Annotated in this window: 22 protein-coding genes and 2 other annotated features; of the genes, 2 read left to right on the top strand and 20 right to left on the bottom strand. The window is 42.9% G+C overall.

The window, feature by feature from the left end; genetic code table 11:
• Positions 1 to 79: 79 nt before the first annotated feature.
• From rny to yfmF, 7 genes are all read right to left on the bottom strand, one after another.
• Entirely contained in the window at positions 80 to 1,639 is a 1,560-nt protein-coding gene (gene rny, locus CES82_RS11535; RefSeq protein WP_098826401.1) for a ribonuclease Y, read from the bottom strand.
• A 255-nt stretch (positions 1,640 to 1,894) separates the two neighbouring features.
• Complete coding sequence (gene recA, locus CES82_RS11530; protein WP_098826400.1) at positions 1,895 to 3,019, bottom strand: recombinase RecA; 1,125 nt, start codon at positions 3,017 to 3,019, stop codon at positions 1,895 to 1,897.
• 88 nt (positions 3,020 to 3,107) lie between these two features.
• The gene (locus CES82_RS11525) at positions 3,108 to 4,355 is read right to left on the bottom strand and encodes a competence/damage-inducible protein A (RefSeq protein ID WP_098826398.1); all 1,248 of its coding nucleotides are present in this window, start codon (positions 4,353 to 4,355) and stop codon (positions 3,108 to 3,110) included.
• Positions 4,356 to 4,424: 69 nt separating this feature from the next.
• On the bottom strand, positions 4,425 to 5,012 hold the full coding sequence (gene pgsA, locus CES82_RS11520; protein ID WP_098826396.1) for a CDP-diacylglycerol--glycerol-3-phosphate 3-phosphatidyltransferase: 588 nt from the start codon (positions 5,010 to 5,012) through the stop codon (positions 4,425 to 4,427).
• A gap of 63 nt (positions 5,013 to 5,075) precedes the next feature.
• A complete protein-coding gene (locus CES82_RS11515; RefSeq protein WP_098826394.1) occupies positions 5,076 to 6,029 on the bottom strand; it encodes a helix-turn-helix domain-containing protein in 954 nt (317 codons plus the stop codon).
• Between the two features lie 112 nt (positions 6,030 to 6,141).
• Complete coding sequence (gene yfmH, locus CES82_RS11510; RefSeq protein ID WP_098826393.1) at positions 6,142 to 7,428, bottom strand: EF-P 5-aminopentanol modification-associated protein YfmH; 1,287 nt, start codon at positions 7,426 to 7,428, stop codon at positions 6,142 to 6,144.
• The gene (gene yfmF, locus CES82_RS11505) at positions 7,425 to 8,684 is read right to left on the bottom strand and encodes an EF-P 5-aminopentanol modification-associated protein YfmF (RefSeq protein ID WP_180245735.1); all 1,260 of its coding nucleotides are present in this window, start codon (positions 8,682 to 8,684) and stop codon (positions 7,425 to 7,427) included. Before yfmF ends, yfmH begins: the two co-directional genes overlap by 4 nt.
• A 421-nt stretch (positions 8,685 to 9,105) precedes the next feature.
• Between yfmF and CES82_RS11500 the strand changes: the two genes are divergently transcribed.
• Both CES82_RS11500 and CES82_RS11495 read left to right on the top strand, forming a co-directional pair.
• Complete coding sequence (locus tag CES82_RS11500; RefSeq protein ID WP_225364904.1) at positions 9,106 to 10,302, top strand: RNA-guided endonuclease InsQ/TnpB family protein; 1,197 nt, start codon at positions 9,106 to 9,108, stop codon at positions 10,300 to 10,302.
• A 154-nt stretch (positions 10,303 to 10,456) separates the two neighbouring features.
• Positions 10,457 to 11,812, top strand: coding sequence for an aspartate kinase (locus CES82_RS11495; RefSeq protein ID WP_098826389.1), 1,356 nt, complete (start codon positions 10,457 to 10,459; stop codon positions 11,810 to 11,812).
• Between the two features lie 54 nt (positions 11,813 to 11,866).
• Here the strand turns inward: CES82_RS11495 and CES82_RS11490 are convergent, their stop codons facing one another.
• The 13 genes from CES82_RS11490 to CES82_RS11430 form a co-directional block, all read right to left on the bottom strand.
• Entirely contained in the window at positions 11,867 to 12,724 is an 858-nt protein-coding gene (locus CES82_RS11490; RefSeq protein ID WP_098826387.1) for an amino acid ABC transporter substrate-binding protein, read from the bottom strand.
• 16 nt (positions 12,725 to 12,740) lie between these two features.
• Positions 12,741 to 13,379 (bottom strand): amino acid ABC transporter ATP-binding protein, encoded by a 639-nt coding sequence (locus CES82_RS11485; protein WP_098826385.1) that lies wholly within the window; start codon positions 13,377 to 13,379, stop codon positions 12,741 to 12,743.
• Between the two features lie 20 nt (positions 13,380 to 13,399).
• Positions 13,400 to 14,041, bottom strand: a complete 642-nt coding sequence (locus CES82_RS11480) for an amino acid ABC transporter permease (RefSeq protein ID WP_098826383.1) — start codon at positions 14,039 to 14,041, stop codon at positions 13,400 to 13,402.
• Between the two features lie 158 nt (positions 14,042 to 14,199).
• Positions 14,200 to 14,430, bottom strand: a binding site (T-box leader).
• 86 nt (positions 14,431 to 14,516) lie between these two features.
• Complete coding sequence (gene minD, locus CES82_RS11475) at positions 14,517 to 15,320, bottom strand: septum site-determining protein MinD (RefSeq protein WP_098826381.1); 804 nt, start codon at positions 15,318 to 15,320, stop codon at positions 14,517 to 14,519.
• 5 nt (positions 15,321 to 15,325) lie between these two features.
• Positions 15,326 to 15,988 carry a septum site-determining protein MinC gene (locus CES82_RS11470; RefSeq protein WP_098826379.1) on the bottom strand — a complete coding sequence of 221 codons (663 nt, stop codon included), beginning with the start codon at positions 15,986 to 15,988 and terminating at the stop codon, positions 15,326 to 15,328.
• Between the two features lie 15 nt (positions 15,989 to 16,003).
• A complete protein-coding gene (gene mreD / locus CES82_RS11465) occupies positions 16,004 to 16,528 on the bottom strand; it encodes a rod shape-determining protein MreD (protein WP_098826377.1) in 525 nt (174 codons plus the stop codon).
• A 10-nt stretch (positions 16,529 to 16,538) separates the two neighbouring features.
• The gene (gene mreC, locus CES82_RS11460) at positions 16,539 to 17,402 is read right to left on the bottom strand and encodes a rod shape-determining protein MreC (RefSeq protein WP_098826376.1); all 864 of its coding nucleotides are present in this window, start codon (positions 17,400 to 17,402) and stop codon (positions 16,539 to 16,541) included.
• Between the two features lie 232 nt (positions 17,403 to 17,634).
• Positions 17,635 to 18,639 (bottom strand): rod shape-determining protein, encoded by a 1,005-nt coding sequence (locus CES82_RS11455; protein WP_098826374.1) that lies wholly within the window; start codon positions 18,637 to 18,639, stop codon positions 17,635 to 17,637.
• Between the two features lie 192 nt (positions 18,640 to 18,831).
• The gene (locus CES82_RS11450) at positions 18,832 to 20,142 is read right to left on the bottom strand and encodes a bifunctional folylpolyglutamate synthase/dihydrofolate synthase (protein WP_098826372.1); all 1,311 of its coding nucleotides are present in this window, start codon (positions 20,140 to 20,142) and stop codon (positions 18,832 to 18,834) included.
• A 97-nt stretch (positions 20,143 to 20,239) separates the two neighbouring features.
• Positions 20,240 to 22,906, bottom strand: a complete 2,667-nt coding sequence (locus tag CES82_RS11445; RefSeq protein ID WP_098826370.1) for a valine--tRNA ligase — start codon at positions 22,904 to 22,906, stop codon at positions 20,240 to 20,242.
• A 59-nt stretch (positions 22,907 to 22,965) separates the two neighbouring features.
• Positions 22,966 to 23,182, bottom strand: a binding site (T-box leader).
• 23 nt (positions 23,183 to 23,205) lie between these two features.
• Positions 23,206 to 23,715, bottom strand: a complete 510-nt coding sequence (tpx, locus tag CES82_RS11440) for a thiol peroxidase (protein ID WP_098826368.1) — start codon at positions 23,713 to 23,715, stop codon at positions 23,206 to 23,208.
• 165 nt (positions 23,716 to 23,880) lie between these two features.
• A complete protein-coding gene (thiI, locus tag CES82_RS11435) occupies positions 23,881 to 25,098 on the bottom strand; it encodes a tRNA uracil 4-sulfurtransferase ThiI (protein ID WP_098826366.1) in 1,218 nt (405 codons plus the stop codon).
• 24 nt (positions 25,099 to 25,122) lie between these two features.
• Positions 25,123 to 26,271, bottom strand: a complete 1,149-nt coding sequence (locus CES82_RS11430; RefSeq protein ID WP_098826364.1) for a cysteine desulfurase family protein — start codon at positions 26,269 to 26,271, stop codon at positions 25,123 to 25,125.
• Between the last annotated feature and the right edge of the window lie 313 nt (positions 26,272 to 26,584).

Below are 26,584 nucleotides of genomic sequence, written 5' to 3'. Positions count from 1 at the left end.
CACATTAGCGATATAAAAAAGCACCCTCAAGCACCGTTGCCAGCTCTTAAGGATACTTTTATTTTTTGTGCTAAATTAATTATTTAGCATACGCTACTGACCGAACTTCACGAATAACGGAAACCTTGACGTGACCAGGATAATCCATGTCACTCTCAATTTTTTCTTTAATATCGTGAGCCAATGCAACAGCGTCCAAATCTGAAATTTTTTCTGGTTTAACGATTACGCGAACTTCGCGCCCTGCTTGAATGGCGAATGACTTCTTAACGCCGTCAAATTCATCAGCAATCGTTTCTAGCTTTTCTAACCGGTGAATATAGCTTTCAAGTGAATCGCTTCGTGCACCTGGTCTAGAAGCCGAGATCGTATTAGCAGCTGACACTATTTCAGAAATCACATAGTGAGGCGTTGCTGTTGACTCGTGAGCTGCGATTGAGTCAATGACAACCGGGCTTTCTTTGTACTTCTTAGCTAAATCGATTCCAATCTGAACGTGAGACTCTTCAACGTCATTTTCAACCGCTTTACCAATGTCGTGTAATAATCCTGCGCGTTTTGCTAGCGTGACATCCTCACCTAACTCAGCGGCAAAAATTCCTGATAATTTAGCAACTTCAATAGCATGCGTTAAAACATTTTGACCATACGAGATCCGGTAATTCATCTGACCAACCAGCTTAATCAATGCTGGATGCATCGAATGAATACCAAGGTCAAATACAGTTTGTTCTCCAAGATCTTGAATCTTCTCATCCAATTCTTTGCGAGCCTTTTCAACCATCTCTTCAATCCGAGCTGGGTGAATCCGACCATCTTGAATGAGTTTCTCCAACGCGATCTTAGCAACTTCTCGACGAATTGGGTCAAACCCACTTAAAACAACTGCTTCCGGAGTATCATCAATAATCAGATCAATACCCGTAAGCGTTTCTAGGGTTCTGATGTTTCGGCCTTCACGACCAATAATACGACCCTTCATGTCATCATTAGGGAGTGTGACAACCGACACTGTGGTATCAGATACCATGTCGGCCCCACTTCGTTGAATCGCTTGAACGATTAATTCCTTTGCTTTCGAGTCCGCTTCTTTAGCGGCCTTTTCATTGGATTCCTTAATCATCTTAGCGCGTTCGGAACTTAACGCTTGCTTTGCTTCATTAATAATCAGGGACTGTGCTTCCTCTTTGGAAAGCGCAGCTGCTTCTTCAACAGCTGCTTGCCGTTTCTCAACAAGTGAGTCCGCCTGCTGTTGTAATTTAGCTAGTTTTTGCTGTTCAGAACTCAACTTATTTTCTTTGCGTTCTAAAACATCTTCCCGCTTTTGAAAAGCGTTATCTTTACGATCAAGCGCTTCTTCTCGCTGTAAAACTCGATCCTCTTGTTTTTGGACTTCTCCGCGTTGCCGCTTCAAATCCTTTTCAACATCGGCCCGATAGCGATGACCTTCCTCTTTGGCTTCAAGCAAAGCCTCTTTGGTATCAGTCTCAGCCTGCTTTTTCGCATCAGCTAAAATGCCTTGTGCTGTTTCGTGTGCTGCGTCCAAATTGCGTTCAACAATTGACTTATGGACAAAGTATCCGATGACAGCACCCACAACGATAGCGATGATTGCGAGGATTATTTCAGGAATACCCATGATTCCACCTCCGCATCATCAAAATTTTTGATTGCTAAATCAGTAAATTTTTAGATGTAAATTGATTATTGACACAACTAATATTCTAATGTTAAGTCGCAACGCTGTCAATAAAAGAGTGGCTAACGGTGGTCAAGAAGCCCGTTTATTAGAATTTAATGGCAAAATAAGCCATTTAAATTCAAAGCTATATTCTTTGCACCTGATAAAACAAAAAAATCTAGGAGTAACTCTCCCAGATTTTTATATTAATCATTATGCTTTTGTAGGTTTGTTTTTAGGGGCTTTTGAATCCTTATTATCCTTATTATCCTTGTTATCTTTGGCATCAAGGTCTAAAGTTTCAACATTCTTTTCATCTACCGGTTGTTCTGAATCATCTTCGGTAGTGCCGTCCATGTTATAAGCTTTACGCACCTTGGCTTTGATCTCTGCCATGGTATCAGGATGTTCGGCAAGATAAGCCTTGGCATTCTCACGTCCCTGACCAATCCGATCATCGCCGTACGAATACCATGAACCAGACTTATTAACAATATCTTTGTCAACCGCCATGTCCACTAGCTCGCCGGTCTGTGAAATACCAGTCCCGTACATGATATCAACTTCGGCACGTTTGAATGGCGGCGCTACCTTGTTCTTAACCACTTTAATCCGAACACGGTTACCGATAATATCGGTTCCCTCCTTGATTTGCTCTGCGCGCCGAACTTCCAAACGAATCGTTGCGTAGAATTTAAGGGCCCGGCCACCAGGAGTGGTTTCTGGGTTACCAAACATTACACCAACTTTTTCACGAATTTGGTTGATAAAAATCGCAATTGTTTTGGTCTTGTTAATCGATCCTGATAATTTACGAAGCGCCTGTGACATTAACCGCGCTTGTAACCCAACATGGGCGTCCCCCATCTCGCCGTCAATTTCGGCACGAGGAACTAAGGCAGCAACGGAATCGACAACGATCATGTCAACAGCACCACTTGCCACAAGTGCATCCGCAATTTCTAGACCCTGTTCGCCAGTATCAGGTTGTGAAAGCAGCAAATCATCGATGTTAACACCTAAATGAGTGGCATAGGCTGGATCCAGTGCATTTTCGGCATCAATGTAAGCTGCAGTTCCACCGTTCTTCTGAACTTCAGCTACCGCGTGTAATGCCACGGTAGTTTTCCCAGAACTTTCTGGACCGTAAACTTCCACGATTCTACCGCGAGGGTAGCCACCAACACCTAATGCATTATCTAGTGCTAGCGACCCACTGGAAATCGTTGAGATCTGAGTATCAGCTTTATCACCCATTCTCATGATAGAACCTTTACCAAAGTTTTTTTCAATTTTCTTTAATGCAGCATCTAACGCTGCTTGCCGTTCGTCAGCCATGTAGTTCCTCCTTAGTAGCCATTTGCAAATTAAACTATACCTTTCTTAACACTAAATTGCAAGCAAAAATAGAACAAAGGTTCGTATTTTAATTGACCGCTAATCTTTGCCGAATGAGATCTAATCCAGCCATTACCGAACGTGCTCGAATCTGCTGACGACCATTAGTAAAGCGGTACAAATAAGCCTTTGGCTCCTCATCCCGATATGCAATGCCAATCCACACAGTCCCGGCAGGTTGCCCTTCAAGCTCATCAGGACCTGCTACACCAGTAAAGGAAACGGCAATGTCAGTCTGCATTTTTGCCCGTGCTTGTTTGGCCATCCAAATAGCAGTCGCTTCGCTAACCACGCCTTGCGAATCAATTACATCAGACGGGATCGAAAGCAACTGATGTTTGGCTTCGTTCGCATACGTCACAAATCCGCCTGGAAAAACGGCTGAAACACCGGGAACACTTCCAATCGTGCTTTGGAATTCACCGGCAGTTAGACTCTCTGCTGCTGTTATTGAAAGTTTACGGTCGATAAGTTGATTAACAACCACGTTTGCAAGTGAATTATCATCCCCATAGCCATAAAAATACTGTCCGTCACGAGCGAGTATCTTATCGACTGTGTCTTGTATCAAAGTTTCAGCCTGATCTTCGTTCGCTGCTGAAGCAGTCACACGAAGCGTCACCTCTGCCATTTTTGCGTATGGTGCAATTGTTGGGTTCGTCTGGTGATCGATCAAATCGGACAGATCATCCACCAGCTTGGATTCTCCGATCCCGATAAAACGCATCACTCTAGAAGTAAATACGTGACTCTGTTGCCCACGTTTTTTTAGTTGTGGAATTAATTCTCGATCAATCATCATTATGCACTCAGCTGGCGGACCTGGTAATAACACATAGCCTGTGCCATGGTGGCTCAAATAAAGGTCACCCACAGCGAAACCGTTATGATTAGTGAGGCTGATTGCGTTTTGGATTTTCAATGCCTGTTTCGCATTATTAGGTGTTAAGTTTTTGCCAGTCTTTGCAGCGTATTCATCAATTTTCTTCTTTGCGTCCGTATCCGTCACTAATGGCTCTTCCAAATGTCGTGCGACGATTTGCTTCGTTAAATCATCTTCAGTAGGACCTAGACCACCAATTGTTAGTACTAAATCACTACGGTTTTCAGCCATTCTTAGGACGCTCTCAAGCCGTTTAGGATTATCCCCCACCACTGTTTGATAATAAACGTTAACCCCAATTTCAGCCAATTTTTGAGCAAGATAAGCCCCGTTAGTATTAGCAATCTGGCCAAGCAATAACTCCGTACCTACAGCAATAATTTCGGCATTCATCCATGCATTCCTCCTGTCGTTTCTAGTAAAAAAGGGTCACTCTCATCTAAAGAGTACACCCTTTTCTTTTTAGTCGTTAAATGAATCTGCAAAAACGCTTCGGTTCTTAACGAAATAATCAATTCCTGAGTAAATCGTAAAGAATAAGCAAACATAGAGCAAAATTGTCCCCAATGGGAAATGCCAGTTAGCAAACAGCACATTGTTCAATAATAATAAAATAATACTAAACATCTGTGACGTTGTTTTGATCTTGCCAGGCCAAGCTGCAGCCATGACCCGACCGTTATTTTCAACGATAATCAAGCGTAACCCCGTCACTGCTAATTCCCGGCAAACGATAATTGCCACGACCCAAGCCGGTGCCATGCCCATTTGAACAAGCAAAACAAAGGCTGTCATGACAAGCATTTTATCTGCTAACGGATCAGCAAATTTACCGAAGTTAGTCACCAAATGTCCTCGACGAGCGATTTGACCATCCAAAAAGTCAGTAATTGAGGCAACGGCAAAAATAATCGCCGCTACAATCTGAGTGACCGGAATTCTCGTAGACAACCAGACAACTGATCCCCAGTTCATTGGTACCGCCAGAATAATCAGAAAGATTGGAATCAGAATAATCCGACCAATTGTTAATTTATTAGGTAAGTTCACGGTGTTCCCTCCAAATACGTCTTTCTCAAGAAAAGGCAAGCCAGTCAGCTTACCTTTTTTTGATTACTTAAATTGTACGGTGATATTTTGAACCTGAGATGTCGTTGTTGACGATGCGGAACTAGCGGTACCGGCAGTCGAACCTGTCGTCGAAGATGCATTCGTTGACGAAGCAGTGGTTGCTGAACTCGTAGCCGTTGAGATTGGTAATGTTTTACCACCAATCGTAATCTTAGTCTCTGGTGCATTGCCTAAATTCAACGTTACAGAAGTTGCAGTTGCACTCACCTTAACGCTTTGGGTCTTGGCAGCAGTCACCGTGCCCTGGAAGGCAGAAGTCCCTGCAGAAGTAACGGATACCCACGCATTATTTGACGTTTTGATCTTAATCGTTTTGTCTTTTGGCGCGTTCTTCATCGTATAAGTCGTCGCATTTCCTGAAGTCGAAACCTTACTGAAACTGGCTTTTGAGACCTTCTTAGAAGATGAGTTGGTCTTCTTGCTGGAAGCCTTAGCTGAAGAGCTAGACTTAGCAGCACTGCCAGAAACCGAAACTGAACTGCTATCCACGTTTTGAGCTTTATTGCTGGACTGCGAACTTCTAGTCGTCGCCAACCAAATCCCAATCAGCACTGCGACAACCACAATAACGGCAGCAACAATCGGGACTTGACGCTTAATCTTAGCCGCTCGATCATCCACTTTACGCTGTGCGGAACGAGTAGATGGATTGTCTTCATTAACCCGATCCACGTATTCCTGCGTTTTCGTACTTGGTAGCTGATCACTATATTCATCAAGCAACTCGTTCCCGTCTAAACCAACGGTCTGAGCGTACTGCTTAATAAAAGCACGAACGTAGAAATCACCTGGTAAATCTGAGAAATTACCGTCTTCAATTGCAATCAGGTACCGCTTTTGAATTTTTGTCGTCTGCTGAAGGTCATCCAGGGTATAACCCTTAGCGATCCGGGCGTCACGTAAAGTTTCGCCAATTGACTTAGTATTTTCACTCATAAATTTTTCTCCACCTATAACCTATAAAGTCTTATTATTTCAGTCTTAGTATAGCATACGTCAGACCATGATTTAACGATGAATTCAAGTCTGACAACTTTTTAAGCCTTTCTTAATGACCCGAAACGATTTCTTGAACACTGATACTAGCCGTCCGAATAAATTGTTGCATTGTCGAAATAACATCGCTCATGGTCAGTGCCTTAACCACACCAACTTCATCAAATAAGTTTGCTTCACCATACAGCCGATCATCAAATTGATTGGCGATTGCTTCTAGTGAATTAAACGATGATAACGTGCTACCGATAGCCTCCCGCTGAACGGCTTCAAACCGGTCACCAGCAGCTGCTAGCTTATCGTCAGCATGCTGCAAAATATCACTTAATGCATTCTCAAAGGCAGCAGGATCATCCGCTTCACCCGCCATAATCACGTGGTGGGCACCACGCTGCAGTTCAATATTATAACCAAAACTGTCATCTATAATGCCCTGATCATACAATGACAAGAAGTCTGGCGCGGTTTCACCTAATAGGAGCGTAAAGCCTAATGATAATGCGTCCTCGTACTTAAGCCGCTCAATGCCTACTGGCAGCTTGTCCATGCCACGGATTCCAATAGTGACTTTAGGCCGTTCAACCGGCATCACTAATTGTTTATGTTCAATAATTTGGTCTGAAAATGGTGGCAGAATGCGCCTAATAGGCGCTGGTTCAGCAAACTGTTTAGCTGTCTGGTTACTCTTGATCCATGCTAACGTTTCTGATGGTTCTAATCGGCCAACTACGAACAAACTCATGTTGCTAGGATGATAGAACGTCTGATGAGCTAAATAAAGGTCATCAGGAGTGATTTTAGCAATAGATTCAATCGTTCCGGCAATATCATCAGCTAATGGCTGATTAGGATAAAGGTTAGCAATTGTTCCAAAATAAGCCCGAGAATTAGGATCATCCTCATACATTTGGATCTCTTGGCCAATGATGCCCTTTTCTTTATTAACCGTTTTATCCGTAAAATAAGGATCCTGAACAAAATCAAGTAGCGTTTCTAAATTTTCTTTCAAATGATGCGTGGCAGAAAATAAATAACTCGTATGGGTGAAACTGGTAAACGCATTGGAACTGCCACCAAAGTGCGCAAACGTATCAAACGCGTCGTGATCAGCTTTCTCAAACATTTTGTGCTCAAGAAAATGTGCAATCCCTGCAGGTTGCGTCACTGGTTCTGTCCCATTTAGTGGTACAAACGACTGGTCAATTGACCCATAATCTGTGGTCATCACCGCATAAGTTTTGTGAAAACCTGCTTTAGATAATAAATAAACGCGTAAACCATTATCTAACGTTTCTGAATAGAGCGTCTCGCCTAAATCCGAATAATGTCGCTGTTTCACTTGGCGTCCTCTCCCTTCAAAAAATAAGTTGCCTGAAGATGAACTTGTTTAGCAATCATCGCTACGTCTTCCTTAGTCACTTGCTTAATTCGTTTAACCCACTCAGTTGCACTGACGCTGCTATGAAGCAGCTGATCCAGCATCACTTGATTGACCAATGCGCGCTGAGAATCCAAACGCGATTCCCTGCCATTAATCAAACTAGCAACAACTTGATTAAAAACTTCATCACTAAACTGGCCGTTAGCGATGGTATCAAGTTGCTGAGCAATAATCGTCTTCACTGCAGCTTCATTAGACTGGTCAATTCCCGTTTGCACAAGCAGTGTACCGGTAAAACCATCAAATCGGCTAGAGGCGTAGTAAGCTAAGCTATTCTTCTCCCGAACGTTCTTAAATAACATTGAAATCGGCGTTCCACCAAATAAGCCGTTGAACACCAAGGCTTTATAAAAATCAGCGTCACGGTAATAAACTGGCAGTTTGTATGCCATATTCAGCTTTGATTGCTGCAAAGGCTGGCCTTCAGTCTTCGATACGATCTCGGTCTCAGGGCGACGATAAATCAATTCAGATGTCTGAATTTGCCGATCTTTAAGCTGCCAGTTTGTTAAGGCAGCAACTAAATCAGCTTCCGAAACATCACCTGCAACTGTGATCTGGACCTGGTTAGTCGCTAGTAAGTGCTGATAAATCGCATAAAGATCGTGTGCAGTAATACCGTTAATCGTTTCTGCATCACCATAAAGACTGGTGGCAAAAAAAGGCTCATTTTTAAAATAAAGCTGACTGAGTTGCTGTTCAGCATAGTACTGCTTGTCGTCATTTAACGACTTTAAATAAGCCAGTAAATTTTGTTTCTGACGAGCAAACGTTACTGTTTCGAAGGCATCATCGTTAATCAATGGCCGATAGATAACACTGTGTAAGAAGTTTACCATCTCATTAAGCAGCGATTCACCGCCGATAAAATGGTCATTAATAATAGTACTTGAAAAGCGCAACCCTTCCTGCAACCCATAACGAAAAACATTCACGCCGTAGCTTGCACCATACATCATGGAAAGTTTCTGCGCTAATGAAGTTTGCGTTGGGTAGTCAGCACTGCTGGTTTCCAGTAGCTGAGCTAATAAAATTCGGTTGGATAGCTCCCGTACGTTGCCAGGCGCGATAAAATCAACCGTCATACTAATCGTTTTGAATTGGGTCGTTGGAATGACGTTTAACCAAACGCCCTTTGCTAATTGCTTTGGCAAATTTAGCCCTCCTTTGGACATTACCAAACCATATTAGATGATTTACAACTAAAACACCACCCTTTTGAATTGAAAAATAAAATAAATTAACAAAAAATTTCGGTGAATTTAAAAGTGGTTAACTTTCACGACACAACTTGCCTTTTAACCAACTTCTTTGCTATTCTTAATGTTAAATTAAGCCTGTAGGAGGAATGAACAGTAACTGTTTTTGTTGTAAAAGGATATCAATCTTTGGAAAGTGGTGCTTCTATACTATTCTGTATTCTTATAAGTCTGGTAGAAGGTTTCACAAGGTTAAAGTTAGGCGTTAAATTTTCCGTATTAGCTGATAGCTTATAAGTAGTGATTTATATGAATTTCATTAAAAGGCTTTTTAAGATAAAGCCATCCCGTATAATATGAGGGACACCTCACCTTGGTGATTAAATTCAATAAGGCGGAACCACTGATGTTACTCACCTACAAAGTCGAAATTAAGCCAACTGAAAAACAAGCCTGGCAGATTGATTGTCATATTGGTGGCAGTCGTTGGGCCTATAATTTGTTTTTGGATATCAATCAACAACGCTACGAAATGGGTTATTGCTACTTAACCGCTTACGCCTTTAGTAAGTGGTTTAACCATAAATATCTAGAAGCTAACCCTGATGATCTATGGATCAAGGATTTATATGCCAAATCCATTAAACAGGCCTTTATTGATGCTGATATGGCTATGAAACGTTTTTTTAAGAAGCTGAGCGGTTTCCCACATTGGCGCTCGTTTAAACGCGGTCAGGGTAGTTACTACTTTGTTAAGAACGGTAAAACGCAAATCATTCCCTGTCAGCGTCACCGGATCAAGTTACCCAAGCTTGGTTGGGTACGTTTGAAAGAGTTGGGCTATATTCCTACAGACTCAGAACACTTCGTTATCAAACAAGGCCGAATCAAATTCAAAGCTGGTCGGTATTACCTGACCTGTTTAGTGGAACAGGCTGAATTACCAAAGCTAGAACTGACCGGCGAGCCTATCGGCATTGACCTTGGTTTAAAAGAGTTTGCCATTTTAAACGATGGCACTTTGTATCACAATCAGAATAAAAGTAGTCGGATAAGGCGAATCAGAAAACGCCTTAGACGCCTGCAAAGGAAGTTGTCCCGTCAGTATCTTGCACTGAAAGCTAGAAGACAGAAAGAAGGGAAATCTGCTACTGATTTTAATCTAGCCAAAACTCAGCGGAAAGTGCAACGCTTATATCAACGGTTAACCAACATTCAGTCGGATTATCAAAACAAGATTATCGCTACTGTGGTGAGAACCAAACCACAGTGGGTATTGAATGTTAAAGGTATGATGAAAAATCGGCATTTAGCTAAGGCTGTGAATTACCAAGGCTTTTATAACTTCAGAATTAAGCTAGTTTCTAAATGCCAGCAGTTAGGCATTCCAGTGCATTTAACCCACCGTTTTGAACCGACTTCTAAAGTGTGTCACCAATGTGGTCATAAAAAAGTTGATTTAAAACTCCAAGACCGGGTGTATGAATGTCAGAACTGCAACTATATTGAAGATCGTGATATTAATGCGGCCCTGAATATCAGGGATACTGAAAACTTTGAACTAGCCTACTAAGCACAGGCTTCAAAGCATGTACCGGTGGCTAGCCGGGAATTAACGCTTGTGGACTATCATATCAACTGTATTAGTGAGTTTCATGCGAGGCAGGATAGGGAGAAGCAAGAATAATCTATAACTTTTTTATAAGTTATCAGTAGCAGGAATTATAATGAAAGTCGTGAAGTTCGGAGGAAGTTCCTTAGCTAACTCCACTCAAGTCAGCAAAGTCGTTCACATTATTAAAGCCGATAATCAGCGTCGTTTCGTGATCGTCTCAGCACCAGGTAAGCGTTTTGCTGGTGATATCAAAGTGACTGATCTCCTGATTCAATACGCCAACGCTACTTTAAAAGGTGAACCTAGTGACACTATTACTGGGCAAATAATCGCGCGTTATGAAGAAATTGCCACCGCCTTCAACATTCCCCAAGCAGCGTTCGACCAGATCAAAACAACTATCTTGAACTTACCCCATCAAGAATATCAAGATGATGGTTACCTAATGGCAGCCTTTAAAGCTCATGGTGAAAAAATGAACGCCATGCTGATTGCTCAAGTACTGAAAGCTTCCGGAATTAATGCCAAGTTTCTGGACCCCAAAGATGCCGGTTTAGTCGTTACCGATTCGCCAGATGACGCTGAAATTATCCCCAGTAGCTATGAACGCATCAGCGAATGGTCAGATAGCAAGCTAGTCCGTGTTATTCCCGGCTTTTTTGGGTACAACGATCAGGGTCAGATTTGCACCTTTTCCCGTGGCGGTTCTGACATTACTGGCGCCATCATTGCTCGCGGTGTTCACGCAAAACGTTACGAGAATTTCACTGACGTCGATGCCATTTACGCCGCTAATCCACAGGTTGTCCACCATCCAATTGCCATTCACAATATGACGTTCCGAGAAATGCGGGAACTTTCCTACGCTGGGTTTTCAGTTTTTCACGATGAGGCATTGATTCCAGCCATTCAAGGAGATATTCAAGTGGTTGTCAAAAACACCAACCATCCCAGTGAACGTGGCACGTCAATTACCTCTCACAAGCGGGTCAATCCAGCTTATCCAGTATCAGGAATTGCCAGCTCACCAAATTTTTGCGGTATTTATATCCGAAAGTATATGTTAGATAAAAAGCGCTTTTCACAAAAAATACTCAAACTGCTGGCAGAATACGATCTTTCGTATGAACATATGCCTTCAGGGATCGATGATTTAACGGTCATCATGCGACAAGATCAGCTAACGCCTGAACTGGAAGACACTTTAATTCGTGAACTGGTCATCGCTTTACGGCCAGACGAGATTCATATTTCTCACAACTATGCTTTACTGATGGTGGTTGGCGAAGGGATGGCAAACCGGACTGGAATCATGTCAAAAGCAACCGATGCCTTGGCACGTCAAAACGTTAAGTTAATCATGGTGAACCAGGGTGCTTCTGAAATCTCAATGATGTTTGGCATTAAACAAGACGAAGCCAACGTTGCCATCAAGGCCTTGTACGACACTTTCTTCCCAGATTTATAAACAGCAAAAATCGCCCAGTACTTCGTAAAGTACCGGACGATTTTTAGTTTGCGTTTATTTATTATTTAACAATGGTGAATCAGCACTATTACCAAACCACTTATGGTTGATTTTAGCTAACGTACCGTTTTTAGCTAAGATTTTCAGCCCACGATTGATCTTGTTACGCATAGTTGTATCCGTTTTACGCATCCCAACACCGAACTGCTCTTTAGGAAATGAACCGTTGGTGATTTTATAGTCTTTCGGATTACTTTCGTGATTAATGTAGTAGCCCGCGTACGTAGAATCAATGATCATTCCTTGAATTCGATTAGCGTTCAAATCAATGAATGCGTTTGTAAATGAGTCATATAGGACGGGGGAGTTACCCTTAATCCGGTTCTTCAGCATCTTAGGGTATTGACTGATATCCTGAGCACCCGATGAACCAGCTTGAGCACCCAATGTCTTACCCTGCATATCTGCAAAGGAATTGATGTGATTCTTTCTCAGGGAAACTAAGGTTTGATCATTTTGCAGGTACGTATCACTGAAGGCGACTTTCTTTTCACGTTGAGGTGTCTTAGAATAGCCGTTCCAAATAAGATCAATGGTCCCGTTATTCAATTCAGTGGCATTCATCGACCAGTCGATTGACTGGAAACTGACCTTGATACCATAAAGTTTGAACACAGCCCGAGCTAAGTCAACATCATAACCAACCAGCTTGCCACTCTTTTGCCGGAAGCCCATGGGCACGAAAGTATCATCCAAACCAACCGTTACGAAACCACGTTTTTGTATCCGGTCCCAGTTATCCACGTGGTTGGCTCGCTTACCAACACTGACCCCGCTGCAACCAGACAGTAGTGAGACGGTGCAGACCAGCATGATCAGACAAAGCCAAATTTTCTTCATGCTTTTTTTCATGCTTTATTCCCCCCCACTAAGCTTTAATTGGTTCAACACGAACAATTTGATCAGCAATGTTTTCGGCAAATTGCATATCATGAGTAACAACGATTTGCGTCATGTTATCCTTTTTCAAACCAAGAATAATATTTTCAACCGTTTGCCGTAAATCAGGATCCAACGCGCTGGTAGGTTCATCATAGCAAAGAATCTTAGGATTCATCGCTAACGCCCTCACAATAGCAACTCGTTGCTTTTGACCACCGGATAACTGGTAAGGATATAAGCTTTCCTTGCCGGTCAAGTTAAGTTGATCAATCAGCTCTTGTGCCCGCTTCTCAGCTTCCGTTTTCGACTGTTTTAACACTAATTGCGGTGCTAAGGTAATGTTATCTAAAACCGTTAAATTAGGAAAGAGCTGAAAGTCTTGGAAAACAACACCGATAACGTTGTCATTATCGCGGTTATTGGCTGGATCAAACGTCTTTCCGTCCAAAATAAATGATCCTGAATTGGTCTTTTCCAACCCACTAATACAACGTAACAGGGTGGTTTTACCAGCTCCTGAAGGTCCTACGATAGCGGTAATCTGATCATCTGGCACCTGCATGTTGAAATTATCTAAAATGGTGCGGCCGCCGAATTGTTTTTTAATATTTTTAAGTTCTAGCATATCCGTTTCCCCTCTCTAGCTTATCGCCATGCCCGGTAGTGCTGTTCAACTTTACGTAGAACAAAGGTGGCAACAGCAGTCATCAGTAGGTAAATCACACCGACTAAGACTAATGGTAATAACGTGACGTCTCTAGCAGTCGCAACGTTGCCGGCACGGAGCAGATCGCCCAATCCAATAACGTAAACCAGTGATGAATCCTTGATCAAATTAATCGTTTCATTCCCAATTGAAGGAACAACAATCTTGATCACTTGTGGAATGACGATTTTGCGAAGTGTTTGTCCACGGGTCAAACGCAGCACCCGCGCACTTTCATACTGGCCTTGATCAATGGCTTGAAAACCACCACGGAAGATTTCAGCGAAGTAGGCAGTGTAATTCAAAATGAAAGCGAACAACGCAGCGTCATAACGTTGGAAGATGACCCCAATGATCGGCAGCCCATAAAAAACGAAAATTAATTGCAGTAACAGTGGCGTGCCTCGCATTAGCCAAACGTAAAATTTCAAGATCCAACGAAGTGGTGCAATCCTTGACGTTAACCCTAAACTAGCTAGAATCCCTAATGGAATTGAAGCAATTAATGTCCAGAAGAAAATTTTGATGGTCATCCAAGCACCACTCAGTAGTGATGGCAATATTTCAGATACATAATGCATAATGACTCCCCCTTCTTAATTAAAAAAGCCCTCTTGAACTAATTAATAGTCCAAGAGGGCGACAATATCGCGGTTCCACCTCTAATTTGATTACTGTTTACACAGTAATCCTCACAAAGTTTATTAATGAAATTAAAAAGTCCTCTTAGCAATTAAGCTAAGAGGACGATAATTTCGCGGTTCCACCTCTGATTCGCTGACTGCTCACACAGCCAACCTCAGTAAGTTTATATAATAAACTTCAGCGATAACGAGCTTACCGGAGCTCCCCTACTTCGTTCAGAGAGTCAACTCCCAGATGTGATTCACCAAGCTTAGTTACCCGGTTCTCACCTGCGCGGGTTCTCTGATTAACTAAACTTAACTACTAGTCTGATCAACGCTTGTTTTATTAGATTAGTTCTCATTATATCTTAAATATATTCCTTGTCAACTCTCATTGCGTAAATTGCACCGCGAAGTCTACTTTGAACTGTTAGCCACGAGAAAACCAGTGACTAATTTTTGACCAAAAACTCGTTTTCGGTTGTTGAATTTTCATCAATGGTACCGTCTCACCCTCCAAACGGCGAGCGATGTCACGGTAACCGCGACCGGCCGGATTCTCAGATTCGAGAACAATGGGCTCACCCCGGTTAGAGGTAGCAATCACTTCATCATCATCCAGCACGATTCCCAGTAGCGGAACGCCCAGGTGATGCGTAATTTCATCAACATCCATTGCTTCGCCATCGGCCATCATATGCCCACGAATCCGGTTAATAATCAAGTGTGATTCTTCCTTCAACGGGTTCTTCTCTAATAGACCAACCACGCGATCAGCATCACGCACTGCGGAAATCTCTGGCGTCGTGACAATGATTGCGGCATCCGCGCCAGCAATTGCGTTAAGAAAGCCCTGTTCAATTCCGGCAGGACAATCAATTAGGACATAATCAAATTCTTTCTTCAATTCATCCACAATCGCCTTGGCCTGATCTTCTGTAAGCGCGGTTTTATCCGTGTTCTGTGCAGCTGGCAGTAGATATAACAAATCATCAAAACGCTTGTCTTTAATTAAGGCCTGTGCTAACTTTGCACGCCCTTCCACAACGTCGACGATATCAAAAATAATGCGATTATCTAAACCAAGTACAACGTCCAAGTTTCTAAGGCCAATATCTAAATCCACTAAGCAAACTCGCTTACCCATTAACGCAAGGGCGGTACCAATATTGGCACTGGAAGTTGTTTTGCCGACACCTCCTTTACCAGAGGTGATTACAATTGATTTTCCCATCTTCGTTAGCCTCCCATTCGGTGATAAATCTTTGGATTAATCGTTTTTAAATCGCTTAACTGGCCGTATTCCAATACGTGTAGATCGTTGACGTATGCAACAGTCTGACTGCCCTTTGAAGGCTGATCAGTCTCCACAATGCTGATTTGTTCACCAATGCGAATCTGCTGTGCGTGTTGCAAATCACCAATCACCACTTTGTCTTCACCACTGGGATAGCCGGCTTGCAAAATGCCTAAAACCGTTCCCATGACGTAGATATTACCCGTAGTTAGCAATCGGCCACCTTCATTGATTAATCCCAGATACAAAACATCGCCCTTCATCTCCAGCGTCTGCCCATTACGAATGGTCTGAGTTGCCAGATGAACGTTATCCTGCTCTTTTAAATGAATGGCATCTTCAATGGTGATGACGTCAGGAATCACCTTATGAATCTGAAAATGATCAAACTCACTAAAAATTTGTTCTAACTGTTGGTTCTGCTCAGCAGTCAATAATCTTTGATTGCTGAGTACGTCAAAACTAATTTGATTGGTGGCATTGGAATCGGCAGCTAAATTATCAAGAAGTTCCCTAAGCGTCTCCTTGATTTCTTTAAAACTAGCAGCCTGATCCAACACAAGTTGATAACCATCCTGATTGCCACGTAACACTACAGCTTGCATACTCCCGACCCCTTTTTAATTCCTCAAACGATTGAATAACCATTGAACTGGAAAATATAGTATGACGTAAGCAGCCAAATTATAAGCTAACGTTGGTGCTAACGAATCAACCATCATATCCGTGAACGATGCAGAAGTCATATGAACCACTAAATTACCAAAATAACTGAGACTGCAAACCACGGTGATGTCGATAAAATAAACCAGTAAACCACTTAAAAAGTTAATTGGAAAAGCTTTATAACACGCTCTCGTCAAGGCAACCACAATTGGAAATACAAATATAAAGATGCCCCAAACACCCGTGTAATAAACATCAAATAGGCCACCGGCAATGGCCGCCCAAATACCCAGCGGAATCTGAATTTGATCTTCAAAGAAAACAGCAAATACCAACCACAGTACAACCAAATAGCTGCTCATCGCATATGGTTCACTAAATAATTGCCGTGGAAATGCTGCCCCTAAAATCCCGTCTAAGTAGAAAAACAGGAACAACCCAATCGGAAAGCCGTAACGTAATTTAGTTACTCGTACCATAATTGCCTCCTTAATTGGTTGTTTGTGCTTGTCGAACAGCTACAGTGACAACATTTAATTCAGAAAGGTCAGTGGCTGGTTTAATCGAAATTTTAGCTGCCAAACCGTAATTATCCGTTCCGGTACTTGCAACAGTACCCACAAACAAGCCAGACGGCATCACACCGCCAAGACCACTAGTTGAAACTTTGTCGCCCTTTTCAATCTTGGTCTTGGACGTCACATTACCCATCTCAATAAGGTTCTTATCACGATTATAGCCTGAAATAATGCCATGAACACTTTGACCATTCTTATTCGTAATCGTCACTGCAAACCGGTTAGCAGATTCGCTGCTGTTCGATAGCAGTTCGACTTTACTATTCGTCCGGTTAACCTCAGAGATTCGACCAACAATACCAGAACCTGACAGCACTGGCATGTTTTTCTTGATTCCAGCCGCACTACCCTTGTCAATAATCACTTGATTCTGCCATGCAGATGGTGTCCGCGCAATGACGTTTGCATTAACTGGTGTGTAATCTGTTAAGGAGTGGTTTAACTTAAGTTCTTGCTTTAACTTTTTGTTTTCTTGACTAATCGCTTGATCATGAACTTTAGTCTGTGCCAGTTCTTGGACCTGACTCTTTAGCCGTTGATTTTCCTGATAAGTATTCATCAGATCAGAAAAACCCGTGACCGATCCCTTTAGGCCACTAACAGGCCAGGCAACGACTCGGTTTACTAAACCCACGACATCGTTACCAAACTGTTGAACCATAGGTGGTGTCGAACGCTTGTTACGAATGGCAACAGAAACACTCATTAACCCAAAACTGACAATTAGACAAATAATCACAATCACCAATCGTCGGTTTGAAAAGAATTTATGCATGATTGTCCTCCAGTGATTGGAGAGTGAGCCAATATATGGACTCGTTCTCTTTTTACATTAAATATTAAAAAGTGCGACATTTTTCTGAATACCTGTAAGTAAATAATTCCGTATGTTCTGAATATGAACATACGGAATTATTTGCTTACACGGCTGGAGGTGTTCCTAATTGCTAGATACTAATAATACCGTATTCAACGATTATCCAGAACCAATGCCTCACTCCCGAATGCTATTTCTTTTTCATAACGTCAATACTTTTAAGTGATTCACCAGTACCGATAGCGACGCAATCAAGCGGGTCGTTAGCAATAAACACTGGCACCTTAGTCGCATCTGCGATGACATCTGGTAAGTTATGCAATAAAGCACCACCACCAGTGAGAACAATCCCATGATCGATAACATCGGCTGCGATTTCAGGCGAAGTCTCTTCAAGTGTTTCCTTTACCGCATTAATAATTTCTTCAACTGATTCGTGAATAGCTTCTGCGATGTCAACAGCTGAAACATCGATTGTCTTAGGTAGACCAGTAATGAGGTCACGTCCTCTAATAGAAGCACCATCGTCAGCCTTAACAGCTTCTTTTGAAGCAGAACCAATATCCCACTTCAACTGTTCAGCGGTCCGTTCACCAATCAGTAAATTGAAATGTTGACGGACATAAGCCACGATTGCTTCATCTAATTTGTCGCCAGCCATCCGAATTGAACGGCTTGACACGATACCACCAAGTGAAATGGTAGCAACGTCAGTGGTCCCACCACCAATATCAACAACCATACTACCAGTTGGATCCATAACGGGAAGTCCCGCACCAATAGCTGCAGCAAATGGTTCTTCAAGCACGTATGCATCACGCGCACCAGCGACCCGGGTAGCGTCAATAACGGCCCGCTTTTCAACTTCAGTAACACCGCTAGGCACACAAACCATGACGTAAGGCTTGCCATTTGAGCTGCCTAACGTCTTTTGAATGTAATACTTCATCATTGCAACGGTTGTATCATAATCAGCGATAACGCCGTCTTTCATTGGCCGAATGGCAACGATACTTGCTGGTGTCCGCCCAATCATTGCTCTTGCATCTTCACCGACTGAGACAATCTCGCCGGTCTTCGAATTCTTGGCAACAACTGAAGGTTCACGCAAGACGATACCTTTTCCGTCCACGTAAACGATCGTGTTAGCTGTCCCAAGATCGATACCAATGTTTTTAGTTCCTAATCCGAACAATCTGTTTCATCCCTTCATTTAGCCACAACCACTTGTTTGATTGCTTGTTAATTTGCTAGGTGTTATTATACCATACCTCAAAAATTTAATAACTACTCGCCGATTAAAAGCATAACCAATTAAGGGGCAATCTGGCAAGCATTAATTTGTTATTTAAAAGAAATTAAATATTACATATATAACAACCCTAAATCAGGGCTGTTTAAAGAACGCACGAACGTCAGAAATGAAGTATAGCGACCCCGTGATCAGAAATAAATCTTCAGCCGACATCCGCTGAGAGATGGTCCCAATTGCTAACTGCCAGTTGTCTATAACCTCGATGCGCTGGTCATCTTGATACTGAGCAGCTAACTTTTCGGGATCCGTAACTGCACGACTTCCCGGTCCCTGAAAGGTCGTTAAAACAATGTGCAGATTAGGTACCGTGCGCAACGTAGCCAGCATCTTGTCATGCTGCTTATCAGCAAGCACGCCAAACAGAATATAGATCTCATTATCGTGAAAACGCTGCTTTAATAAAGCCGTCAGCTCCTCTACGGCTGGTTCGTTATGGGCGCCATCAATAACGACCAGAGGATCCTGATTAATGGGTTCAAAGCGGCCAGCCCAGACCGTTTTAGCTAACGAAGAAACAGCCTCCGAGCGGCTAACAGCTTGTTTTTTCTGGGCTTGATACAGAATAAACGCGGTTAAAGCGCAGCTCGCATTGTCCACCTGATAATCGCCCAGCATACTAATTTTTAGTCCTTTAAACAAGTAGTCGCCAAAGTGATAGTCGAACTTTTCCTGCCAACCTGCTTCCGATTTAATCTTAACGGTGATTTCTTGCCCCAGCCGATATAGCGGGCTCTTATTTGCAGTAGCCGTTTTTTCAACCACTTGCATTGCCGACTGTGGTAGTCGTCCTGCCACAACCGGCACATCAGGTTTAATAATGCCAGCTTTTTGTGCAGCTATTTTCGGCAAGGTATTCCCTAACAGCTTCATGTGGTCGAACCCAATCGTAGTAATCACCGAAACGGCAGGTGTAAATACGTTGGTTGAATCTAGTAAACCGCCAATGCCAACCTCAATCACGGCAACGTCAACTTGCGTTTTAAAGTAGAGAAACATCATTGCGGTAATAATTTCAAATTCGGTGGGGCCGCCTTCTGGGTAATTTGCATCTAATTCGGCAACGATCGGCTGAACCTGATTGACTAAGCTAATCAAGGTCGCATCCGAAATAGGTTCTCCATCGACTGAGATCCGTTCGTTGAAACGAACTAAAAACGGCGACGTAAACGTACCTACCGTGTATCCTTGCGACATCAGCAAGTCTCGCAAATAAGCCACCGTGGACCCTTTGCCATTCGTACCAGCCACGTGAATAGCAGAGATGTTCTTCTGAGGATCACCAAGTAACTCCAAAAATTTCCGCATCCGATTCAAATGGTCGCTTTTTTTAAATTTCGTTCTGCCATGAATAAAATTTAACGCTTCATCGTAATTCTTCACCATGCCTCATCAATCCCCACTTTTCTCGTTTAAAAAAGGAACGGAATCAATATCGATCCCGCCCCTTTGATTCTAGATTTTATTATAACATGTGAACCAATTACTGTTCAGCCCTTAAAGCAGCTAAACGATCTTGGGTTGCCTTTAACTTAGATTCGTTATCAGCTTGCTTTTGACGTTCGCTTTCAACCACATCATCGGGTGCGTTGGCAACGAAACGCTCGTTACTTAACTTCTTCTTTGCGCGTTCGACTTCGGCTTCGAACTTCTTAATTTCCTTGTTCAACCGAGCTGCTTCTTCGTTCAAATCAACCAGTTCAGCCAATGGCACATAAACTTCGGCATCAGTGATGATCCCAGTCATGGCAAGCTTAGGTGCTTTAACGTCGGCACCGATTGTCAATTCCTTTGGGTGAACAAAACGGTCAATGTAATCACGGTTAGTTTCAAACACGTTGGCCAATTCGTGATTATCCGTCTTGATCAGCACGTCGATTTCTGATGACATCGGCGCATTAGCTTCAGCACGAATATTACGAACAGCTTTGATTAATTCAATCAAGTTAGCCATCTGTGATTCAGCTTGGGCATTCTCGAATTCATCATGCACGACTGGGTACTTAGCAGTGACCAATGATTTACCATCGTGTGGCATGGTCAACCAAATTTTTTCAGTCACAAATGGCATGATTGGGTGTAACAAACGTAAGGTTTGATCCAAAACGTAAGCTAAAATATTACGAGTATTCGCCTTAGCTTTTTCATCGTCACCCGTTAAGATTTCCTTACTCATTTCGATGTACCAGTCACAGAAGTCATTCCAAATGAAATCATAAAGTGCACGACCAGCTTCACCAAAATTGAACTTATCAAACTGCTCAGTGACTTGTGCCACCGTCTTGTTCAAACGGCTTAAGATCCAACGGTCAGCTAAATCCCATTCACTTTCGTCAGGCAGTTCCGGCTTGCTCATTTCGCCAAGATTCATGATGACATATCGGCTAGCATTCCAGATTTTGTTGATAAAGTTCCAAGCGGCATCCATCTTAGTGTAAGTAAACCGAATATCTTGACCAGGTGTAGAACCGTTAGACAGGAACCAACGTAAGGCATCGGCACCGTACTTGTCGATAACATCCATTGGGTCGATCCCATTACCTAACGACTTACTCATCTTACGTCCCTGTTCGTCACGAATCAAACCGTGAAGCAACACGTGCTTAAACGGTCGGCGGCCAGTAAATTCAAGGGACTGGAAAATCATCCGTGATACCCAGAAGAAGATGATATCGTACCCTGTTACCAGAGTGTTGGTTGGGAAATAGCGCTTGTAATCTGGTGCATCTGTATCAGGCCAGCCCATGGTTGAGAATGGCCACAAAGCACTGGAGAACCAGGTATCCAAAACATCCTTGTCTTGTTCCCAGTTTTCGATGTCCTTCGGTGGCTGCTCGTCAACGTAGATTTCACCAGTCTTCTTGTTGTACCAAGCTGGAATCTGATGGCCCCACCAGAGCTGACGGGAAATAACCCAGTCATGAACGTTTTCCATCCAGTGAGTAAACGTCCCTTCAAACCGTTCTGGGACGAAATCAACTTTATCGTCACCTTTTTGATTCTTCAAAGCTTGTTCTGCTAATGGTTTCATCTTAACGAACCATTGAGTTGATAACCGGGCTTCAACTTGAACCCCAGTCCGTTCTGAATGACCAACGGAGTGGACGATTGGTTCAATAGAAATCATCAAGCCTTGATCTTGAAGGTCTTTGACCATTGCTTCTCGAGCTTCAAAACGGGTCAAGCCTTCATATTTGCCCGCATTTTCGTTCATGGTGGCATCTTCATTCATGGTGTTGATTCGTTCCAAGTTATGACGGTTACCTACCAAAAAGTCATTGGGGTCGTGAGCTGGTGTGATTTTAACGGCACCAGTTCCAAACTCTGGATCGGCATGTTGATCAGCAATGATTGGAATTTCGCGGTTAGCAAGTGGCAAAATAACCTTCTTGCCAATGACATCCTTATACCGTTCATCACTAGCGTTAACGGCAACAGCAGTATCACCCATCATCGTTTCGGGACGGGTAGTCGCAATTTCGATGTAGTCCTTGCCGTTAAGCTTAGTTTTACCATCCGCAAATTTATATTTAACGTGGTAAAAGGCACCCTTATCGTCCTTATGAATAACCTCGATATCAGACAAAGCAGTCCGCGCTTGGGGATCCCAGTTGATTATGTATTCCCCACGGTAGATCAGGCCTTTACGATAGAGCTGTACGAAAACCTTCTTAACGGCATCGGATAGCCCTTTATCCAAGGTAAACCGTTCACGGGAATAATCCAATGACAGGCCAAGTTTGCCCCACTGTGTCTTAATGGTGCTGGCAAATTCATCTTTCCATTCCCAGACTTTATCGACGAACTTCTCACGGCCTAAATCGTATCGGCTGATGCCCTGCTTACGGAGCTTAGCTTCAACCTTGGCCTGAGTTGCGATACCAGCATGATCCATTCCTGGCAACCATAGCGTATCGTAACCCTGCATCCGTTTTTGACGAATGAGCATATCTTGCAACGTCGTATCCCAAGCATGGCCTAAATGCAATTTACCGGTAACATTTGGCGGTGGAATAACGATTGAATATGGTTTTGCTTTTTTGTCTCCACTAGGCTTGAAAAGCCCTTCTGACAACCACTCGTCATAACGTCCGGCCTCAACGGCTTGCGGATCGTACTTCGGTGGCATTTCTGTCGACTTATCTGTCATCTGATCTCTCCCTTTCTAATTCGATTGCTATGTAAGAAAAAAAGCACCTCATCCTATAAAAATAGGACGAAATGCTTTTCGCGGTACCACCTAAATTGGGCTATTAAACCCCTCTTAATAACAATCGTTAACGGATGTCACTCCGGTCAGACTTACTATATGTTCGGTCTGACAGCTCGCAAGCTACCCTCAACCAATCGTTCGAAAAGTCTTTCAGCCATGGACTTTCTCTCTGCGCGAAACTTTTTGACTGACTCTCTTGCTCATTGCTTATACTCGATATGATAGCCATTTTTAGGCTACTCGTCAACTCTAGATGTTAATTTTTCTAAAGCATTTAACGCTGCAATATAATCTGGTTCATGAGCGACGTCCGAAACAATTTCCTCGTAAGTGATTTTACCATCAGCATCAACGACTAGGATGGCACGGGTCAAGACACCCATATTAGGTAAATATAAGTTAGACGCGTAGCCAAACGATAACTCTTCGTCAGAAAGAATCTGCAGGTTAATAACACCCTCTGCCGCACACCAATTCTTTTGCTGTGCAATCGTATTGTTTGAAATCGTCACAAAGGTTGCATCTGGATAGTGGTCAGCCTGCTGATTAAACTTATGCGTTTGGGTACTGCAGACAGGCGTTTGCAGATCCGGCACGATTGACAGCATGAGTGGCTTACCAATCAGTTGTGCCATCTTAACCTTCTCACCATCCTGATTGAACAACTTAAACTTCGGTAATTGGTCGCCAACTTGTGGTGGATTACCTTCCAATTCAACTTCTTCACCATTAAATTTAACCTTCATCAATTAAACACTCCTTTTGGGTGCAACTATAGCTTAAATTTACAGCGTCAGGTCTAAAATTGCAAGCAGATTTCAAGCCATTATTACAAAACAAAAAGAGACGGCCATTTACCCGCTGTTACAAAATTTACACGAGTCAAATGACCTTCTCTTCAGTTAAACCTATTAAAGTAATTCAGCAAAAACATCTTCGCTTTGATTCATAAAGTTTTCACCCGGATGAATCACAGTAACTTCAATGCCATCGAGGGCTTCTTGCATTAAGCCGTCCACATCGATCAGTTTTTCAAAATTACGCGTTTTTTCCAAGTCAGGACGGGTCTTAGGTGCTGGCGGTGTAAAAATCGTACAGCAGTCTTCAAATGGTAAAATTGATAAATCATACGTGTCAATTTTTTCGGCAATCTTTATGATCTCGGTCTTATCCATTGAAACTAAGGGCCGAAGTACAGGTAAATTAGTGACATCATTAATGGCCATCATGCTTTCAAGCGTTTGCGAAGCCACTTGTCCAAGCGATTCTCCGGTGAAGACGCCTTTATCACCACGGGCTAATGTAATGGCCGCCGCAATCCGCAACATCATCCGGCGCTGAATGGTCATCAAATAACCTTCCGGCACCTTTTCTTTAATCGTTTCCTGTACTTTCGTAAAGGGCACTTGAATAAAGTTAATGCTGCCGGCATAACCAGCAACCTTTGAAGTCAGCTCTTTGGCCTTAGCCAAGGCTTGTTCACTGGTATATGGCGGACTAAAGAAATGCACCATATCAAGCTTAACGCCCCGCTTCATACCAAGATAGGCTGCTACCGGCGAATCAATTCCGCCAGAAAGCATCATGGTTGCTTTACCACCAGTACCGACAGGCAAGCCGCCAGCACCTGGGATGGTTTCGCTACTTAGAAAAATACCGTTCAAACGGACTTCCACTCGTAACGTGATATCAGGATTTTTCATTTTAACCTTGATTCCCGGAACGTTACGTAAAATATGACCACCCAGTTTATCGTTGATCTGGTTGGTGTCATATTCAAATTGGTGATCCTGACGGCGAGTATTGATCTTAAAAGTCATGCCAGGTTCATACTGTGCTTGAATCATTTGAAGGGCAGTTTCTTTGACAGCTTCAAAATCTTTTTCCAGTTTGATCACTGGTGAAAAATTTTCGATACCGAAAACACCCTTCAGACGTTCAATAACTGCTGTTGAGTCGTTGCCGTTTAGCGCAACGTGCAATCGGTCATACTGCGCACGGATATCTAAACCTTCAAAGTCATGAAGGCTATGACGGACATTTCGACCAAGTTGACGGATAAAATCTTTCCGGTTCTTCCCCTTAGTCGAAAGTTCGCCATAACGCACCATAATTTCAGAATATTGCATATGGTTCTCCTTTTCGTTTAAGTCTTATGCTGATAAAATTTTAAATTTATCGTATAGCTGGTCAAAAACCTTGTTGAACTCATCGGCTTCTGCCAACGTATTATGATCATCTAGTGAAATCCGAATGGCGCTGGTAGAAAGTTTTTCGGGAATGTGCATCGCAGTCAAAGTGCTTGATGCTAAATGCTTCTTAGAACTGCAAGCACTTGTCGTTGAAATGTAGATACCTTGCTCCTCAAAGGCATGCACAATGGTCTCACCACGGACACCCTGAATGGCAAAACACAGAATGTGAGGTGCAAAACCATCATTATCTTCAGAAAAGGTAGTCACCAACGGGAATTTTTTAACGTGGTCAAAAATCCGTTGCTTGATCTCAGCTTCCTTAGCAACTTTCTGCTTCTCATCCGTTAACAATAACCGTAAAGCCTTCGCCATGGCAGCAATTGCTGGCAGGTTTTCGGTACCACTACGCAAGTTACGTTCCTGACCGCCGCCAGTAAGCAGTGGTGCAATCTTGCGACCTCGACGAGCGTAAATAAAACCGATTCCTCGAGGCGCATGGAACTTGTGCCCAGAAAAGCTGACAAAATCCACCCGATCATTCATGATCAGATCTTGAATACCCTTACCGATTCCTTGAACGGCATCGATATGAAAATGAATCTTCGGGTAATCTTTCAAAACTTCAGCTGCTTCTTTTAACGGCTGAATCGTCCCAATTTCGTTATTAACAGCCATGATGGAAACCAAAATTGTGGTTGGCCGAATGGCTGCTTTCAAATCATCAATTGAGATTCGGCCGTGTTCATCTACGGGTAAATAAGTGACTTCAAACCCCAACTGCTTAAGCTGTTCCATTGAATTATGAATGGCGGGATGTTCAACAGCCGTTGTAATCAAATGGTTACCAAACTGCCGTTTTTCAATGGCGGTCCCCTTTACAACCCAGTTGTCGCCTTCGGTACCGCCACTAGTGAACAGGATCTCACTTTGAGACGCACCGAGTAAATCAGCAATCTGTTTGCGGGACTGTTCCAGTAAGTTGAAAGCTTCTTCACCAAACTGATGTAAACTGGAAGGATTACCCCAAATCTTTTCACTGACTTTATCGTAAGTAGAAACGACTTCGGGATCGGCCTTCGTTGTTGCACTATTATCAAAATAAATCATGTATGATCTGCCTCTTTGCGTTTTAGATTGGTTCGACTCCAATCAAATAGACTGGGGTTGATTATATAGGATATGAAGGGGGGAAGCAAGTCAAAGGTGTGAAAGTGGGCGTTTAGAGAGCGAAGTGTAAGGGACTGACTGCATAAATCCTGGTCTTGGATTTGTGTGGTTATCCCCTTACATGTAGCTCTCTGCCCGCTGCAGCCCGATTCGGCAATAAACAAAAACTTACTAACATTAGTGATGTAATCAATCTCGACGGAGATGATTACATCACTTTTTTGATAAAGTGATAGTGGAACTAAGGCCGCGG

The sequence above is a fragment of the Secundilactobacillus silagincola genome, from assembly GCF_002583405.1.
Lineage (GTDB): Bacteria > Bacillota > Bacilli > Lactobacillales > Lactobacillaceae > Secundilactobacillus > Secundilactobacillus silagincola.
Note: the sequence above shows the minus strand (reverse complement) of the source record. Positions and strands in the feature narration are given on the sequence as shown.

Excerpts from the sequence above, each read along its gene's own strand:
- minD (WP_098826381.1), bottom strand. The coding sequence starts at position 15,320 with ATGGGAAAATCAATTGTAATCACCTCTGGTAAAGGAGGTGTCGGCAAA.
- CES82_RS11430 (WP_098826364.1), bottom strand. The coding sequence starts at position 26,271 with ATGATTTATTTTGATAATAGTGCAACAACGAAGGCCGATCCCGAAGTC.
- CES82_RS11490 (WP_098826387.1), bottom strand. The coding sequence starts at position 12,724 with ATGAAAAAAAGCATGAAGAAAATTTGGCTTTGTCTGATCATGCTGGTC.
- CES82_RS11480 (WP_098826383.1), bottom strand. The coding sequence starts at position 14,041 with ATGCATTATGTATCTGAAATATTGCCATCACTACTGAGTGGTGCTTGG.
- thiI (WP_098826366.1), bottom strand. The coding sequence starts at position 25,098 with ATGCAATATTCTGAAATTATGGTGCGTTATGGCGAACTTTCGACTAAG.
- CES82_RS11445 (WP_098826370.1), bottom strand. The coding sequence starts at position 22,906 with ATGACAGATAAGTCGACAGAAATGCCACCGAAGTACGATCCGCAAGCC.
- mreD (WP_098826377.1), bottom strand. The coding sequence starts at position 16,528 with ATGGTACGAGTAACTAAATTACGTTACGGCTTTCCGATTGGGTTGTTC.
- CES82_RS11470 (WP_098826379.1), bottom strand. The coding sequence starts at position 15,988 with ATGCAAGCTGTAGTGTTACGTGGCAATCAGGATGGTTATCAACTTGTG.
- mreC (WP_098826376.1), bottom strand. The coding sequence starts at position 17,402 with ATGCATAAATTCTTTTCAAACCGACGATTGGTGATTGTGATTATTTGT.
- CES82_RS11515 (WP_098826394.1), bottom strand. The coding sequence starts at position 6,029 with ATGAGTGAAAATACTAAGTCAATTGGCGAAACTTTACGTGACGCCCGG.
- rny (WP_098826401.1), bottom strand. The coding sequence starts at position 1,639 with ATGGGTATTCCTGAAATAATCCTCGCAATCATCGCTATCGTTGTGGGT.
- CES82_RS11525 (WP_098826398.1), bottom strand. The coding sequence starts at position 4,355 with ATGAATGCCGAAATTATTGCTGTAGGTACGGAGTTATTGCTTGGCCAG.
- CES82_RS11485 (WP_098826385.1), bottom strand. The coding sequence starts at position 13,379 with ATGCTAGAACTTAAAAATATTAAAAAACAATTCGGCGGCCGCACCATT.
- recA (WP_098826400.1), bottom strand. The coding sequence starts at position 3,019 with ATGGCTGACGAACGGCAAGCAGCGTTAGATGCTGCATTAAAGAAAATT.
- CES82_RS11450 (WP_098826372.1), bottom strand. The coding sequence starts at position 20,142 with ATGGTGAAGAATTACGATGAAGCGTTAAATTTTATTCATGGCAGAACG.
- CES82_RS11495 (WP_098826389.1), top strand. The coding sequence starts at position 10,457 with ATGAAAGTCGTGAAGTTCGGAGGAAGTTCCTTAGCTAACTCCACTCAA.
- tpx (WP_098826368.1), bottom strand. The coding sequence starts at position 23,715 with ATGAAGGTTAAATTTAATGGTGAAGAAGTTGAATTGGAAGGTAATCCA.